The organism is Pseudomonas sp. UBA5568 (genome assembly GCF_002425525.1).
Lineage (GTDB): Bacteria > Pseudomonadota > Gammaproteobacteria > Pseudomonadales > Pseudomonadaceae > Aquipseudomonas > Aquipseudomonas fulva.
On sequence record NZ_DIMK01000066.1, the window covers coordinates 1 to 16,503 of the forward strand.

Sequence of the window (16,503 nt, forward strand, 5' to 3'; positions counted from 1 at the left end):
GTTCCGAACCACACTGCGCTGATCACTGAAACCACCGAGCTGACCTACGCCCAGCTCAACGCAGCGGCCAACCGCCTGGCGCACCGCTTGATCGCCCAAGGCGTGGGCCCCGACGTGCTGGTCGGCATCGCCGTCGAGCGCGATGCGCCGATGGTCGTTGCCCTGCTGGCCGTGCTCAAGGCAGGCGGCGGCTATGTACCGCTCGACCCGAAATTCCCCCAAGAGCGCCTGCAGCAGATGGTCGAGGACAGCCGCGTCGCGTTGCTGTTGACCCAGTCGCACTTGCGCGAAACGCTGGCACTGGACGCGCAGGTGCAGTGCCTGCTGCTGGATACGCCTGACGACGGCAACGGCTCCGCCAGCGACCCGCTCAACCGCGTGCACGACGACAACCTGGCCTACGTGATCTTCACCTCCGGCTCGACGGGCCGGCCGAAGGGCGTGGCCATCAGCCATGGTGCCTTGACCCGCCACGCCTTCGTAGCCCAGTGGTATTCCGATATCCACGCGTCCGATTGCGTGCTGCAATTCGCCACGTTCAACTTCGATGCCTTCGTCGAGCAGCTGTACGCCCCGCTGGTCTGCGGTGCCACCGTGATGCTGCGCGGCAATGAAATCTGGGACAGCGAGACGTTCTACCAGCGGGTGCTGGCCCACGGCATCAGCGTGGCCGACCTGCCGACCGCGTACTGGAACCTGCTGGCAACCCAGTTTGCCAGCGTAGGGCCACGCGACTACGGGCAACTGCGTCAGATTCATGCGGGCGGCGAAGCCATGCCGCCTGAAGGCATGGCCGCCTGGCTCAAGGCCGGCCTGGGCCATGTGCGCCTGCTCAACACCTACGGCCCGACGGAAACCACGGTCACCTCCACCACGCTCGACTGCACTCCATACGTGCTGGGCGAACAACCCGTACCTCACACCTTGCCGATCGGCACGGCCTTGCCTGGTCGGGAGATCTACCTGCTGGACGATGCCGGGCAACCGGTACCGACCGGTGTCGTGGGTGAGCTGGTGATCGGCGGCGAGTTGCTGGCGCGTGGCTACTTCGGCCGCAGCGCGCTGACCGCCGAGCGCTTCCTGCCCGACCCGTTCGCCGGCAACGGCGGGCGCTTGTACCGCACGGGCGATCTGGCGCGCTACCGCGCCGATGGCGTGATCGACTACGTTGGCCGGGTGGACCATCAGGTGAAGATCCGTGGCTTCCGCATCGAGCTGGGCGAGATCGAGACTTGCCTGCTGGCCCAGGCCGGTGTCAGCGAGGCGCTGGTCATGGCGCAGCCTGGCCCCAGTGGGCCGCAACTGGTGGGCTATGTGGTCACGCAGGTGGCCGTGGCCACGCTACGCGAAGCGCTCAAGGCGAGCCTGCCGGACTATATGGTGCCGACTCACCTGATGGTGCTCGACGGCCTGCCATTGAGCCCGAGCGGCAAGATCGACCGCAAGGCGCTGCCCCGGCCCGAGGCTGCCAGCAGCCATGCTTTCGTCGCCCCGCAGACAGCGCTCGAACAGCAGTTGGCCACAGTCTGGCAAGATGTGCTGAAGCTTGAGCGGGTCGGGGTGGACGACAACTTCTTCGAGCTGGGCGGTGACTCGATCATCTCCATCCAGGTGGTCAGCCGAGCGCGGCAGCTGGGTTTGCACCTGACCCCGAAGGCGTTGTTCCAGCACCAGACCCTCCGGGCCTTGGCCCAGGTCGTTGGCACGGCAGGCACAGCCTTGCAGATCGACCAGGGTTCGGTCACCGGCACCACGCCGTTGTTGCCGGTGCAGCACAGCTTCTTCAGCGAAGCCATCGCCCAGCGTTACCACTGGAACCAGTCGGTGCTGCTGGAGCCGAGCGCGCCGCTTCACGGGGCTGCGCTCGAGCAGGCGTTGCAGGCGTTGGTGCACCATCACGATGCCCTGCGCCTGCGCTTCAGTGAAGGCGAGCAGGGTTGGCAGGCCTGCCATGGCGACAGCGCCCAGGCGCTGCTGTGGCAGCGCGAGGTGAGCGATGCCCAGGCACTCACAGCCCTGTGCGACGATGCCCAGCGCAGCCTGGACCTGGCCGAGGGCCCGCTGCTGCGCGCGGTGCTGGCCACCTTGGCCGACGGCAGCCAGCGCTTGCTGCTGGTGATCCATCACCTGGTGGTCGATGGCGTGTCGTGGCGCATTCTGTTCGAGGACCTGCAGCAGGCTTACCAGCAGTGCCTGACCGGGCAGCCGCTCAGCCTGCCGGCCAAGACCAGCGCCTACAAGGCCTGGGCCGAACGCCTGCAAGCCCACGCCCAAAGCGAAACCCTGCGCCAGCAACTGGGCTATTGGCAGGCCCAACTGCAGGGCTTTGCCCAGACGCTGCCTGGCGAAGATGCCCAAGGCAGCCAGCAGGTGACCGATGCCCATACCGTGCAGGTTGAACTGGATGCAGCGCTGACCCGACAACTGCTTCAGCAGGCGCCGGCCGCTTACCGCACCCAGGTCAACGACCTGCTGCTGACCGCCCTGGCGCGGGTGATCTGCCACTGGACGGGCGAGCACGCGGCATTGATCGAGCTGGAAGGCCACGGCCGCGAGGCGCTGTTCGACGACGTCGACCTCACCCGTACCGTAGGCTGGTTCACCAGCCTGTTCCCGGTGAGACTGCCGGTGGCGGGGCCAGTGGGGGACACCATCAAGCAGGTCAAGGAACACCTGCGCGCCATCCCGGACAAAGGCCTTGGCTTTGGGGTGCTGCGCTATCTGGGCGATACGGCTACCCGCCAGGCATTGACCGGCCTGGCGCAGCCACGCATCACCTTCAACTACCTGGGCCAGTTCAGCGCCAGCGCCGCCGGTGAGGACGATGCGCTGTTCGCCCCGGCCGCGGAAAGCGGCGGGCGCCAGGTCAGTGATCAGGCGCCGCTGGGCAATGCCCTGACCATCAACGGGCAGGTGTTCGAAGGCGCCCTGAAGCTAGACTTCACCTTCAGCCGCCAGCGGTTCGCCGCGGGCATCATCGAGCACCTGGCGCATGCCTACGTAAGCGAGCTGCGTACGGTCGTTGAGCACTGCCTGGCCTTGGAACACCTCTGCCTGACCCCGTCCGACTTCCCGCTCGCGGGGCTGAGCCAAGCACAGCTGGACCGTTTGCCGGTACCGGCCGAGGCTGTCGAAGACCTGTACCCGCTGTCGCCGATGCAGCAGGGCATCCTGTTCCACACCCTCGAAGCCGCTCAGCAGGGGCTGTACGTCAGCCAAACCAGCGTGCAGGTACAAGGGTTGGATAACGCCCGCTTCCTCGCGGCCTGGCAGCACATGGTCGATCGCCATGAAATTCTGCGCACCGGGTTCTGGACCGAAAGCCACCTCAACGAGCCATTGCAATGGGTGGCCAAGCGTGCCGAACTGCGTGTGCGCGAGCTCGACTGGCGGGGCCGCCCGGTCAGCGCCGCCGACCTGCAAGGCCTGGCCGAGCAGGACTACGCCCGCGGCTTCGACCTGCTGCAGCCGCCCTTGATGGGCCTGACCCTGGTGCGCCTGGATGAGGAGCGCCAGCAACTGATCTGGAGCAGCCACCACATCCTCATGGACGGCTGGAGCCACTCACGCCTGCTGGGTGAGGTGTTCGCCGTGTACGGTGGACAAGCACTGCCCGGCAAACGCGGCAGCTACCGCGACTACATCGCCTGGCTGGCCGCCCAGCCCCAGGCGCAGATGGAACACTTCTGGAAAGACAAGCTGGCCGGGCTCGAAGGGCCCACCCTGCTGGCCACCGGGTTGCATCCAGCGCCCGTCGCCGAGGCCGACGGCTACGACGCGCTGTACTTGAACTGGGACGCCGCGCAAACCCGGCAACTGCGTGATCAGGCCCAGCGCCTGCGGGTCACACCCAACACGCTGATCCAGGCAGCCTGGCTGCTGCTGCTGCAACGCTACACCGGGCAAGCGCGCGTGTGCTTCGGCGCAACCGTCGCCGGTCGTCCGGCAAACCTGCCGGGTGCTGAAGACATGCTGGGCTTGTTCATCAACACGCTGCCGATCATCCAGGCGCCTCTGCCCGAACAGCCGGTGGGGCAGTGGTTGCAGGCCCTGCAGGACTACAACGTGCAGGTGCGCGACTACGAGCACGTGTCTTTGGCCGATGTACAGCGTTGGTCCGGGCAAAGCGGACAGGCGTTATTCGACAGCATCGTGGTGTTCGAGAACTATCCCCTGGACGAGCGCCTGCAAGACGCCGGCGAAGACGGCTTGCGCTTCGGCGCCAGCGAAGGCCGCGACGTGACCAACTATGCCATGGACCTTGCCGTGCACCTGGATGACACCATGAGCATCGAGTTCCTGTACTGGCGCAGCCGCTTCAGCCACGCTGCCTGCCAGGGCATTAGGCGCAGCTTCGAGCGCTTGCTCCAAGCGCTGCTGGGCGACCCACTGGCCGCCATCGGCAGCCTGCCCATGCTCGATGCCGACGCTGAGCGGCAGCAGACCGAGGCCAACCGGCTGGTCGCCAACCCGACCCGCACGCCGCTGCTGCAGCGCATCGCCGGGCATGTACAGGCCCGTGGTCAGCAGGTAGCGGTCAGCTGCGCCGGGCAGTCCCTGACGTATGCCGAGCTTGAAGCGCGCGCCAACCGCCTGGCCGTGGCCCTGATCGACGCCGGTGCTGCCCCGGAGGTACGTGTCGGGGTGGCGCTGGAGCGCTCGGTAGACATGATCGTGGCCTTCTATGCGGTGCTCAAGACCGGCGCTGCGTATGTGCCTGTCGACATCGATTACCCGCGCGAGCGGGTGCAGTGGATCATCGAGGACTCAGCCATGCGGCTGCTCATCAGCCAGGCTAGCGTCAGCGAACGTTTGCCAAGCGCCGAAGAGGTCGACACGCTGCTGCTCGAATCGCTCGCGCCGGTGCAGGCGCAGGTCGCCCTGCCGGCGGTGGTGATCGACGAAGACAACCTGGCGTACCTGATCTACACCTCCGGTTCGTTGGGCAAGCCCAAAGGCGTTGCGGTCGCCCGCGGGCCGCTGGCCATGCACTGCCAGGCCATCATCGAGCGCTATGGGATGAGCGAGGCGACCCGCGAGTTGCTGTTCATGTCGTTCGCCTTCGATGGCGCCCAGGAGCGGTGGCTGTCCACCCTGGCGGCCGGTGGTCAGCTGGTGGTGCGCGATAACCGTCTGTGGACGCCCGAGGAAACCTGGCAGGTGCTGCATGAGCAGGCCATCACCATCGCCTGTTTCCCGCCTGCGTACCTGCAACAGTTGGCCGAATACGGCCAGGCCTTCGATAACCCGCCACCGGTGCAGATCTACTGCTTTGGCGGCGACGCCGTGGCCGATGCCAACTTCGAATTGGTCAAGCGCACCCTGCGTCCAAGGCTGCTGACCAATGGCTACGGCCCCACCGAGACGGTGGTCACACCGTTGCTGTGGGTGGTCGATATCGACCAGCGCTGCGAGGCGGCCTATGCGCCGATTGGCACACGGGTGGGTGAGCGTACCCTGCACATTCTCGATGCCGGCCTTAACCCATTGCCCGACGGCGTGGCAGGTGAGTTGTACATCGGCGGGCAAGGGCTTGCGCGGGGCTACCACGCTCGACCAGGCCTGACGGCCGAGCGATTCGTGGCCGACCCCAGTGGCAAGGGTGCGCGCCTGTACCGCACCGGCGACCTGGTGCGCCGCCGGGCAGACGGGGTGATCGACTTCCTTGGCCGCCTGGATCATCAGGTCAAGATCCGGGGCTTTCGTATCGAGCTGGGCGAAATCGAGGCCCGCTTGCGCAGCCAACCCCAGGTGCGCGATGCGGTCGTCGTGGCCCGTGACACCGAAGGCGGCAAGCAACTGATCGGTTATGTGGCCACCAGCAGCCCGGCACTACAAGGCGAGGCGCTGCGCATGGCATTGCAACAGGGCTTGCCTGACTACATGGTGCCCAGCCAGATCCTGGTGCTGGAGCACCTGCCGCTGAGCCCCAACGGCAAGGTTGACCGCAAGGCGCTGCCAGACCCGTCCTTCAAGGGTCGCGAGTACGTGGCGCCGCGCAACGCCCTCGAAGCCGGCCTTGCCGCGATCTGGCAAGAGGTGCTGGAGCTGGAGCAGGTTGGGGTGACGGACAACTTCTTCGAGCTGGGCGGCGATTCCTTGCGCACCCTGAAGGTGCTGTCCAAGGTGCGCAATCAACCGGCGTTGGGCGTTGAGCTGAAGCTGCGCGACATGATGAGCAAACCCACCATCGCCGAGTTGTCCGGTTACGTGGACGACGCCGTGGCAGTGCTTTCACCGCTGCTGCCGCTCAATGGTCCGGTCGCGCAGTGCGAGCCCCTGTTCTGTCTTCACGCAGGGTTCGGCACCGTGTTCGACTATGAGCCTCTGGCGCGACGGCTGGACGGGGTGCGCCAGGTCATCGGCGTGCAGTGCAGGATGCTGCTGGACAAGCACTGGCAGGACAGCTCGCTGGAAGCCATGGCCCAGGACTACGCAGGGTTCATCCGCGAACAGCAACCACAAGGGCCGTACCACTTGCTGGGCTGGTCGCTGGGCGGGCCGTTGGCGCTGCTGGTGGCCCGTGTGCTGGAAGGGCAGGGCCAGTGCGTGCACTTCGTTGGGCTGGTGGACAGCTTCGTGCCCGGTGACCACGGGCCGGAAGACGACTTGACTGAAGAGCTGCGCAACTTCTTGTCCATCATCCTCGACCAGCCGCCCGAAAGCCTGCCGGCGTTCGACCTGTCTGACGACGGCTCCCACCTGGCCCTTGAAGCGCTGGTAGCGCAAGTGCAGGCCCACGTGCTGGGCAGCGGTGACTCACCGCGCTTCGCTGCCGAGGAACTGGTGCATGCCTTTACGGTGGCGCTGCGCCTGAAGGCGCTGTCGCGACGCCTTGCGCCGCTGCCCGCCATCGAGTGCCCGGCCAGCTTCTGGTGGGCAGAGGACGGGTACCGCGCACCGGCTCAAGCTTATCAACGGCGGTTCAGCCAGGACGATGCAACGCTCATCCACGCGTCGCACTTCGAGATCCTCAAGCAGCCCCAGCTGCTGCGCGAGGTGTGCGAGTGCCTGGACACGACCACCGAAACCCAAGGGCGCGCGTGACGCGCCCTGTCACTGATTTTCAAGTAAGGATCGAACATGGCATTGCACCCTGACCTGGCAGCGTTTCTGGAACTGGTCGAATTCGGCAGGCTGACCGGCAAGAGCCAGCCCATGCACGCGATGGACGTGGCCCAGGCCCGCGCCGAATTCGCCGCCAGCTCGCAAGTGCTCGACCCCAGCCCGCCCGGTGACCTGAGTGTCAGCGAACTGAGCATCCCGACCCGCGACGGCGCCCAGCTGCCCGCTCGGCTCTACCGCAACGGGCAGCCTGCAGCTGCACCGCAACCGGTGATCCTCTACCTGCACGGCGGCGGCTATGTGGTCGGCAGCCTCGACTCGCACGACTCGGTGTGCCGGCGCCTGGCGAGCATGGGCGACTTCGCAGTGCTCGCCCCGGATTACCGACTGGCGCCGGAGCACCGTTTTCCGGTCCCTGTGAACGACGCGCTCGATGCCGCCAACTGGCTGGCCGAGCACGCCCTGGCCCTTGGGCTGGACAACCGCCGGGTGGTGTTTGCCGGCGACAGCGTCGGCGCAAGCCTTGCGACCGTCCTGGCCATCACTGCGGTCAAGGCCCCTGAAACGCTGGCGATCAAGCCGTTGGCGCAGTTACTGTTCTACCCGGTCATCGACCTGTCGTGCCTGCGCGACTCCCACCGCCAGCATGCCGAAGGCTATTTGCTGGAGACCGAGACGCTGGCGTGGTTCTACCAGCATTACGCACCGCTGCCCGAACAACGCCTGGACTGGCGCGCTTCACCGCTGCTGGCCCAAGTGGACACGCCGCTGGCGCCGGCCTACCTGTGGGTAGCGGAGTACGACCCATTGCACGATGAAGGCCTAGCGTATCGCGACAGGTTGCAGGCAAGCGGGACGCCGGTGACCTTTGTGCGGGCGCAGGGGCTTAGCCATGACTTTTTGCGGATGTCGGGGTTGGTGGGGCAGGTCGGGGGGATTTATCGGGATGTGGGGGCGTGGTTGAGCGCGGTTGGGGGACGAGCGTAATAGTCCTCGCGTGCCGTTACCGTAACAGAGCACACACACATCCAGGCCTGTGTAGTGCGACCAACTTGGAGAGTAGGTGTGTGCTTTTTCTGATTCTTAACTAAGGCTTGCGCGCGGGTGATCTTGATGAAATCCCGCAATGCCAGGTAGGCATACAAGCCGCCACAGGGAGTGGTGACTGCAGCCAACCACATAAACCGAGCAGGAAAGCCCTAGGGCCGGTCGAAATCAAGGGTGAAGCTGCGAGCAATGAGGCGATGAAGTAGATCAGTAGCCACCAGACCTTGACCCACGCTCGATGGCCAGTGGATGCAGTTTGTCGGCATCACCGATCTTATACGTGGGGAGGTGACTGCATGCTTGATAGCGTTCGAGTCGCGCTGCCTCCCTGCACTTCGCAGGCAAGCCGGCTCAGTCGCCGAGCCGGCTTGTCGTCACAGGCAGGGGCTTTAGAAGCTGTACCGGGTGGTGAACATCACGTTGCGGGGCTCACCGTAGTAACCGGTGAAGAACGTGGGGTCCAATGCGCTGAAGTACTTCTTGTCGAACACGTTGTTCACGTTGACGGTGGCGCTCAGTTCCTTGGTGATGTCGTAGCGTGCCATCAGGTCGAACACAGCGTATTGCTGCTGGGTCGCCTTGCCCTGGCTGGTGGTCAGGCTCAGGCCGCTCTGCCAGTTCATGCCGCCGCCCACGGTCAGCTGGTTGAGATCGCCGGGCAGGCGGTATGTGGTCCAGAGCTTGACCAGGTTGGCAGGCGCTTCGGTCATGATGCGCTCGCGGTCCGAGTCCTTGGTCAGGCTGTGGCTGTAGCTGGCGCTGACGTTCCAGTCGGGCATGACTTCGCCGTAGATTTCCATGTCGATGCCGCGGGTCTTGGCGCCGGACACCGCGCGGTACGCCGACTCACGAATGGTCCCTTCGACGGTTTCGCCGGTGGCCACGCCCAGGTTGTCCTGCTTGATTTCGTAAAGGGCGACGGCGGTGTTGACCCGCCCATCCAGAAATTCGCTTTTCAGGCCAATTTCGTAGTTGTCACCTTCGCGCGATTCCAGGGTCTTGCCTGCCTGATCGCGGATCGACTGCGGCTTGTAGATCTTGGTGTAGCTGGCGTAAAGCGAGTGGATGTCGGTAAGGTCGTACACCACCCCTGCATAAGGGGTGACGAAACCGCTCTCGCGGGTGGAGGCGCGGCTGTTCAGGCCCGGATAGGACGGGTTGGCCACGGTTTTTTTCTTGTAGCTGTAGTCGCCCACCCGTGCGCCCAGGATCAGCGACAGGTCATCGGTGGGTTTGAAACGCGCCACCATGTACGCGGCGTTCTGGCGCACGGTGGTGTCGTCGTTCATCAGCTTGCCCACGGAAAGGGGGCGCTCGGTGTCGTTGTCCCAGGTGTAGATGTTGGCCGGACGGCCTTCCAGGTCGTCGTCGGCCGGGTCGCTGTAGTCGTGAAATTCCGAACCGCTCAAGCCGATCACCAGCTCATGCTCGCGGCCCAACAGCTGGAAGGGGCCCTGGACCAAGGCGTCGATGCCCAGTTGGCGCTGCGAGCCTGAGCCGTCGCCGCCGTACAGGTAGGCCCCTTCGCCCGTTTGCTTGTCGGGGAAGTCGCCGCTGAGCGAGGCCAGGGAATAGTCGCGCGAACTGTACATGTTGTTGACCGCCACCTTGAGCTTCCAGTCGTTGACCAGGCTCTGCTCAAGGTTGGCGAAGGTGGTAAGGGTGTTCTGCTTGCGGTAGCTCCAGCGCGAACCTGCGTTGATCGAACGGGAAAAGTCGGTCTGTTCGCCATTGCTGTAGAACAGCGGGAAGCTGGCGAACGATACGCCACGCGGGTCGTTCTTCTGGTAGTCCACGCCCACGCTCAACAGGGTGCTGTCGGTGAGGTCGGCTTCGAGGATGCCGTAGTAGGTCTGTTTTTCCTGCTGGTAGTGGTCGATGTAGCTGTTGCCCTGCTTATACGCCACGACCGTGCGACCGCGCAGACGGGCATCGTCGGTCAGGGGGCCGGACACGTCCACCTCGGTGCGGTAGGTGTCCCAGGAACCCGCCCCGGCGGTGATCGAGCCCTGGAAGGTGGAGGTCGGGCGCTTGCGGACCAGGTTGATGCTGCCCGAGGGGTCACCGGCGCCTGTCATCAGGCCGGTAGCGCCGCGCACGATTTCGACGCGATCATAAATCGAGGTGTCGATCAGGCTTTGTGGGCTGGCACTGGTCTGCACGATCAGGGTCGTGGGGATACCGTCGAACTGGTAGCTGTCGATCGAATAGCCGCGCGAATAGATGTTCACCCGCTCACTGTCGATGTTCTGCACCGACAGGCCCGGCGCCTGCTTGAGCACGTCACTCAGGGTGGTCAGCTGTTGGTCTTGCAGGCGTTGACGGGTCATGACGCTGACCGACTGGGGGGTTTCACGCAGGGACATGGGCAGCTTGGTGGACGCACTGCTGCTGTTGACGGTGTACGAACGGCTGGCTTCGCTCGAGCCGTCCAGGTTGCTCTGCACGGTGGTGGCGTCCAGCTGCAGCGAGCTGGTGTCGTTGCCACGACGGTGAATGGTCACGCTGTTGCCCTGGATGTCGTACGCAAGCCCCGTGCCTGCCAGCAAGGTTGCCAGGGCCTGCTGCGCGGTGAGGTGGCCCTTGACGGCTCGACCGTTGAGCCCTTGCACATCATCGGGGCTGAACAGCACCTGCTGGTCGGCCTGGCGACCGAACGCCTGCAGCGAAGCGGAGAGCGGCATGGCGGCAATGTCCACGTCCACTTCCTGGGCCATCACCTGGGCCGACAGCGGCAGGCACAGCGCCATGCTCAGGCTCGAGCCGAGCAGCGTCGTCTGGAAGACACGGTGAAGCCTGAAGGCTTGGGTGATCGGGTTGAGCGTGCTAAGGGCTGGCATTACATCCTCTCTGGTGGAGATTTAAATGATAATGATTTGTATTAGTTGCTCAGTGAGACGCACCAGCGTAGGAAAACCGGAAAGAAAAAATTTCAGTCCGGTTACAACGCTTCAGGCGGGGTGGAGTGCTGGCGCGATCTTGCCGCGGTGCAGGCGCACCAAGTGGTCGGCCATATCGAAGTAGCGATCGTCGTGGGAGATCACGATGATGGTCTTGCCCAGCCGCTTCAGGTCCGGCAGCAGCTCGGTGTAGAAGATCCGCCTGAAGGTCGGATCCTGGTCGGCGGCCCATTCATCGAACACCAGTACGGGACGCTCCTCCAGCCAGGCGCTGACCAGCGCCAGGCGCTTGCGCTGGCCGGTGGACAGGTCGGTGGTGCTGAACACCCCGTCGCGGATGCTCACCTTGTGGTCGATCTCCAGGCGCCTGAGGTAGCGCCCGGCGTCATCGGGTAGCGGTTGATCGCCTTGGATCACGTCGTCGAACAGGTAGTAGTCAGCGAAGATAGTGGTAAACAGCTGGCGGTAGTCATCGCGGGTCTGGGCCGTCACGGGCTGGCCGTTGAGCACGATGCTCCCGGCTTGCGGGGCATACAGGCCCAGCAGCAGCTTGATCAGGGTGGTCTTGCCGCAGCCGTTTTCACCGACGATGAACACGATGTCGCCTTGCTGGACCTGCAGGCTCACCGGCCCGAACTGGAAGGGCTCGGCGCCCTCCACGGCAGGGAAGGTGTAGCGAACGTCCTTGAGTTCTAGCAAGTTCATGGCCATGGCTGGTTTGCGTGCGTCGTCCAGCAGCAGGTGTGGTTCGGGCGAGGAGAACTGCGTCGACAGCGCAGCAATACGGCGAAAGGCGATCTGGGCCTTGCCGATGATTGGCAGGGTGCTGATCAGGTGCTCCAGCGGGCCTTTCATGTACAGCAGCACCAGCACGAAACCGCTGGTAACGCTCTTGTCTGTCGAGGGCCAGTACGATTGCAGGGCCAGCGCCACCGCAATCACCACGAAGAACAACATCGAGCCCAGGGTCTTGGCGATCACGAAGGTGTTGATCGAGCGGACCTGGGTGGCGCAGATCCGATTGGCCGTGTCGCGGATGCCGTGGCTGAACATCCGTTGGCGGCGCGGCCGGTGAATGCGCAGTTCCTTGGCCCCTTCGGCGATGGCACTGTAGTGTTTTTGCAAGTCGTCCTCGGCTTCCCGCGCGGCTTCGAAGCCCCGCATGCCTTTGGCCTGGGCGATGAACTGCAGCACGGTGCCCACGCCGATGGCCACCAGGATCACCAGGAACATCTGCCAGGACAGGTGCGCCAGGTAGCCCAGGCACCCCAGCGTCACGGTGAGCGAGATGGCCAGCGGGGCGAAGACGTAGGCGAAGTCGCTGATGGTGTCCACGTCATGGGTCAGTACCGGGATCAGCCGATGGCTGCGGTAGCGCTCGATCTGGTCGATGGGCGCGGCCAGCACCTTCTCACCCAGCTGACGACGCAAGGTGGCGATGACGTGTTGGCCTACGTAGTTGGTGCCCATGTCGGACAGAATCGAGCTGAGCAGGGCCAGCAGGCACAGGCCAGCGAAGCCCAGTACCACGCCCTGTGTCAGGCCGGCGTCGCTGTGCAAGCTGCTGTTGATGGTGGCCAGCAAAGCGGTGACGCTCAGGCCACCGATCATGCCCAGGACGATGCAAACCGTGACCAGAGGCCAGAACGGCTTGAGCAGGCCGAACAGTTCCCTGACGGCGCCACGAGGTTGATGGGTCATGTGTTTCTCCTCAATCGCGTGGGGCTGTCAGAGTTCGCGGACGACTCGGAAACCAAGGAAATCGCCGCGAACCTCGGGCGAGCGGTTGTTGCGGTTGCCCGAGCGCGAGAACACCGGGGCCTCGCCCCAGTCGTTGCCGCGCATGACGCGTTTCTCGCAGTTGCCGGTTTTCCAGGCGCTGCCATCGGCAGGCGCACCTTCGTAGTCTGGGTTCAGGCAGTCGGCCGTCCACTCGTAGACATTGCCGTGCATGTCGTACACGCCAAAGGCGTTGGCCGGGTAGCTGCCCACGGGCGCGGTGTAGGAGTAGCCATCGGCAGGGCCATAGGTATTGGCGTGCTGGCTGATGCTGTAGGCCTTCTCGTCGTTGTTGTCGAAGGGGAACGGGAAAGAGCCAGTGGAGCCGGCCCGGGCGGCGTATTCGCGCTGCGCCTCGCTGATCAGGCGGTAAGTGTGCCCGGTTTTTTTCGTCAGCCATTGAGCATACGCATCGGCGTCGAACCAGCTGATGCACACCGCCGGCTGGCGAGGGCCCTGCTTGTAGGTGGGTTTGCTGGCCTTGCAGAAGCGGCCAGGACGGGTGTCGCCATCGGCGATCTTGACCCCGGTTTCCCGGATGTACGCATCCAGCTCGCCTGCGGTGACCGGGAAGCGGCCCACCGCGAACGGTTTGGCGAAGGTCACGGTATGCTGCGGGCCCTCATCGTATTCGCGACCCACTTCATCCTCCGGGGTACCCATCAGGTAACTGCCGGCGGGCAGCACTACCATTTCCGGGCAATGTGGGCAGTCCTTGAAAACGCTACCGGGTTTGATCGCTTCGCCCGCGTGTACGGCAGGGCTGGCCAGCAGGCCGAGCAGCACGGCAGTGCCGAGCCTGTACAGGGTGCTGGACAATGGCTTGAATGAAACGCAAGGCAGGTTGGGCATGGTGAAAAGTCCGTGATCGATGGTCTGCATGAGGGGTTCAGCGGCGCAAGCGTGGAGTGAGCACAGCGATCAGCCGGTCGATTTCGGCTTCGGTGTTGAGCAGGCCCGGTGCAGTGCGTACCACCGGGCCCACGTCGCGCGACACCGCATCGACGACGATGCGCTGGCTGTTGAGGTAGGCGGCGACCTCGTCGGCATCCTGGTCGGCTACCCGAAAGAAGGTGAAACCTGCCGATTGGCGAGTGCTGCGCGGCGTGACCAGTTGCACGCCCGGCATCGTTTCGAGCCGCTGTTTGAGGTAGTCGTTGAGGCCGTGAATGCGTGCCTGTATGGCGGCCTTGCCCTGCCGCAGGTGCAAGTCGAAGGCTGCGCCCAGCGCCCATCGGTGCTCGAAGGCGTGATAGCCGCCTGGGGTGAAGGTGGTGGCGAAATCCTCATCTTCGGAAAAAGTCGCGATGAGGGGGTTCAGGTTGTCGAGTGCGGTGCTGGCCGCGCAGATGATCCCTGTGCCGCGCGGGCCGAACATCCACTTGTGCGTGCCGGCAATGAAGTAGTCGCAGTTGAGCTCGGCAAAGTGCATGTCCTCTACACCAAAGCCATGCACGCCGTCGACGACGTACAGGATGCGCTCATGCTCGGCGCGGTCCCGGTTGGCCTCGCGCACCAGTTCGCCGATGGCGCCCACCGGCAGCTTCACGCCACTGCCCGAATGCACCCAGGTCATGCCCAGCACGCGGGTCTTGGGGTTGATGGCCGCCTTGATGGTGCTCAGCACCTGGTCGGTGGACAGGTTCCACGGCTCGTCGAACAGGCGCAGCCGGCGTACCGGGGTGCCATCGCGGGCGGTGCGAAAGTCCAACGTGTGGCGCGCTGCCGAGTGCTCGTGCACCGTCGTCAGGATCTCTTGCCCGGGTGCTATCTTGAGCCCGCCGTAGATCAGGCCCAACCCCTCTGTCGTGCTGCCGGTCAGGGCAATTTGCCGTGGGGCGACTTGCAGGTAACGGGCCGCCGCTTCGCGGACCTGCGCTTCGTGCTTCCATTCCGACTGGCTATCCCAGTCCACCAGCCGGGCCGGGTGCCGATCGAATTGCGCGCGCAGAGCCTCGATGGCGTCGCGTACCGGTTTTGGGTGCGAGGTGATCAGAAAGTTGGCGAAGTGGGCGTAGGCTGGGTCGAGGTCGAACAAGCTGCGAAAGCCCGCCCAGGCGTCAGAGCCTGCGGCCCGTGTGGGCGCTGCCTGGGCGGCGGGTATCAAATGGCTTGCCAGTGGCAGGCTGGCAGCGAGCAGGCTGGCCTGCTTGAGAAAGGCGCGACGGTCGTTCATCTGAGGGCTCGCATCATCATCGTGAGGGGGTGGCGCCAGGGGCCGCTGCCGCCTGCACCTGCTGCCAGACACGCAGGAAATTGCCGCCCCACAGCTTGCTGATGTCAGCTTCGGAGTAACCCCGTGTAATCAGTTCGGCCGTGACGTTGCGGGCCTCGCTGGCGTCCTGCCAGCCGTCAATGCCACCGCCTTCGTTGAAGTCCGAACTCAGGCCTACATGGTCGATGCCGACCTTGCGCACCGCGTAGTCGATGGCGTCGCCGTAGTCCTTGAGCGTGGCTGGCGGTTCTTCGTCGAGAATGGCGTACAACGCATTGGCGTACTGGCCCACTTTCTGTTCCGGCCAGCCCGCGATAACGGGGTCGCCCGGCATGAGGGCGTAGTTCAGGTCAGCCAGGGGCGGCAGGGCATAGTCGCTGCGCAGCGCGTTGAGGCGCTCCTGGGTTTTGTTGCTCAAGGGCTTGAGGTAGGTGGAGAAGGCGACGATCTGGATGACACCGCCGCTGTCCTTGATCAGTTGCATTTCCTTGTCCGACAGGTTGCGGCGGATGTCGACCATCGCCCGGGGCGCCGAATGCGACGCCACCACCGGTGCCCGGCTGAGCGCCACGACCTGGGCCAGGGCCTGGCTGGACATCTGCGACACGTCGATGATCACCCCCAGATCGTTCAGGCGCTGTACTGCCTGCTTGCCGATGGATGACAGGCCTTCGAGTGCATCGACGGTGTCATTGAAAAAGGGCAGCGGGCGCGAGGAGTCGGCCCAGCTGTTGTTGCCTACGTAGCTGAAGCCGAACAGGCGCACGCCGCGCGCAGCCCAACGGTCCAGCTGGTCCAGGTCGTCGCCCAGTGCGTAGGCATTGAGCATGCTGAGCAACACCGCAAACTTGCCTTCGCCGTGCAACCTGCGCATGTCCTGCGGGGTATAGGCAACGCCCACCCGTTCGGGGAAGTCGCGGACCATGCCCATGATGGCGTTGTAGCGCACCTCTTGCGTGTGGCGGGCGGCCTCGACGAAGCCGGGGGTAGGGCGGTGTGGGCCATCGTCGCCGGTCCAGGATTCGGGCCAGGCGAAAATGGTCAGGGCAGCGGCAGACAGGCGCCCGCGCGCAGCTTTGTTCAGGTCGAAGCGACCAGCACCGTCTTGGTCGGCTTCGCTGCCTTCGGTGCCGAAGGTCAGCGGCAGTGTGATGTGGCTGTCGAACGAAAGCAGGCGTTCCTGCAGGTCATTGGCCTGGCGCATGACGTCCCTGGGGTAGCCTGACGGCGTGTCGAGATAGTCCCAGGCCGCCCACCCGGCACCGGCGGTCACGGCCGCGGCCAGGCTGATATACAAGGCTTTTTTCCAGCGTGGTGTCGTCATCTTGGTCTCAGTAGGTTCACCGTCGAGGGATGGGCTTGGATGCCGCCGCTACCTGGAGGGAACGAGCTGCGATAGCGGAAATTTAAGCGCCCGCCCGTTGACTGAAGACAGGTGCCAGGGCGCACTGCAGCGCTAAATTTCGCCCGCCGAGCCACGTCCTAGCCTTGGATGGG

The 16,503-nt window shown here is 64.7% G+C and carries 7 protein-coding genes; 2 read left to right on the forward strand and 5 right to left on the reverse strand.

Annotation, left to right across the window (positions count from 1 at the left end):
- Together B2S33_RS20675 and B2S33_RS20680 are read left to right on the forward strand one after the other, a co-directional pair.
- The coding region (locus B2S33_RS20675; RefSeq protein ID WP_288650999.1) for a non-ribosomal peptide synthetase at nt 1-7,047 on the forward strand (7,047 nt) is incomplete at its 5' end.
- A gap of 36 nt (nt 7,048-7,083) precedes the next feature.
- Entirely contained in the window at nt 7,084-8,052 is a 969-nt protein-coding gene (locus B2S33_RS20680) for an alpha/beta hydrolase (protein WP_288651000.1), read from the forward strand.
- Between the two features lie 449 nt (nt 8,053-8,501).
- Here the strand turns inward: B2S33_RS20680 and B2S33_RS20685 are convergent, their stop codons facing one another.
- From B2S33_RS20685 to B2S33_RS20705, 5 genes are all read right to left on the reverse strand, one after another.
- Nucleotides 8,502-10,952 (reverse strand): TonB-dependent siderophore receptor, encoded by a 2,451-nt coding sequence (locus B2S33_RS20685; protein ID WP_288651001.1) that lies wholly within the window; start codon nt 10,950-10,952, stop codon nt 8,502-8,504.
- A 111-nt stretch (nt 10,953-11,063) separates the two neighbouring features.
- Nucleotides 11,064-12,713 (reverse strand): cyclic peptide export ABC transporter, encoded by a 1,650-nt coding sequence (locus B2S33_RS20690; protein ID WP_280077182.1) that lies wholly within the window; start codon nt 12,711-12,713, stop codon nt 11,064-11,066.
- A 27-nt stretch (nt 12,714-12,740) separates the two neighbouring features.
- Nucleotides 12,741-13,643, reverse strand: a complete 903-nt coding sequence (locus tag B2S33_RS20695; protein WP_033736625.1) for a formylglycine-generating enzyme family protein — start codon at nt 13,641-13,643, stop codon at nt 12,741-12,743.
- A 37-nt stretch (nt 13,644-13,680) separates the two neighbouring features.
- Nucleotides 13,681-14,967 carry an aminotransferase class V-fold PLP-dependent enzyme gene (locus B2S33_RS20700; RefSeq protein ID WP_028686606.1) on the reverse strand — a complete coding sequence of 429 codons (1,287 nt, stop codon included), beginning with the start codon at nt 14,965-14,967 and terminating at the stop codon, nt 13,681-13,683.
- Between the two features lie 16 nt (nt 14,968-14,983).
- Nucleotides 14,984-16,330, reverse strand: a complete 1,347-nt coding sequence (locus B2S33_RS20705; RefSeq protein ID WP_027916311.1) for a dipeptidase — start codon at nt 16,328-16,330, stop codon at nt 14,984-14,986.
- Nucleotides 16,331-16,503 lie beyond the last annotated feature (173 nt).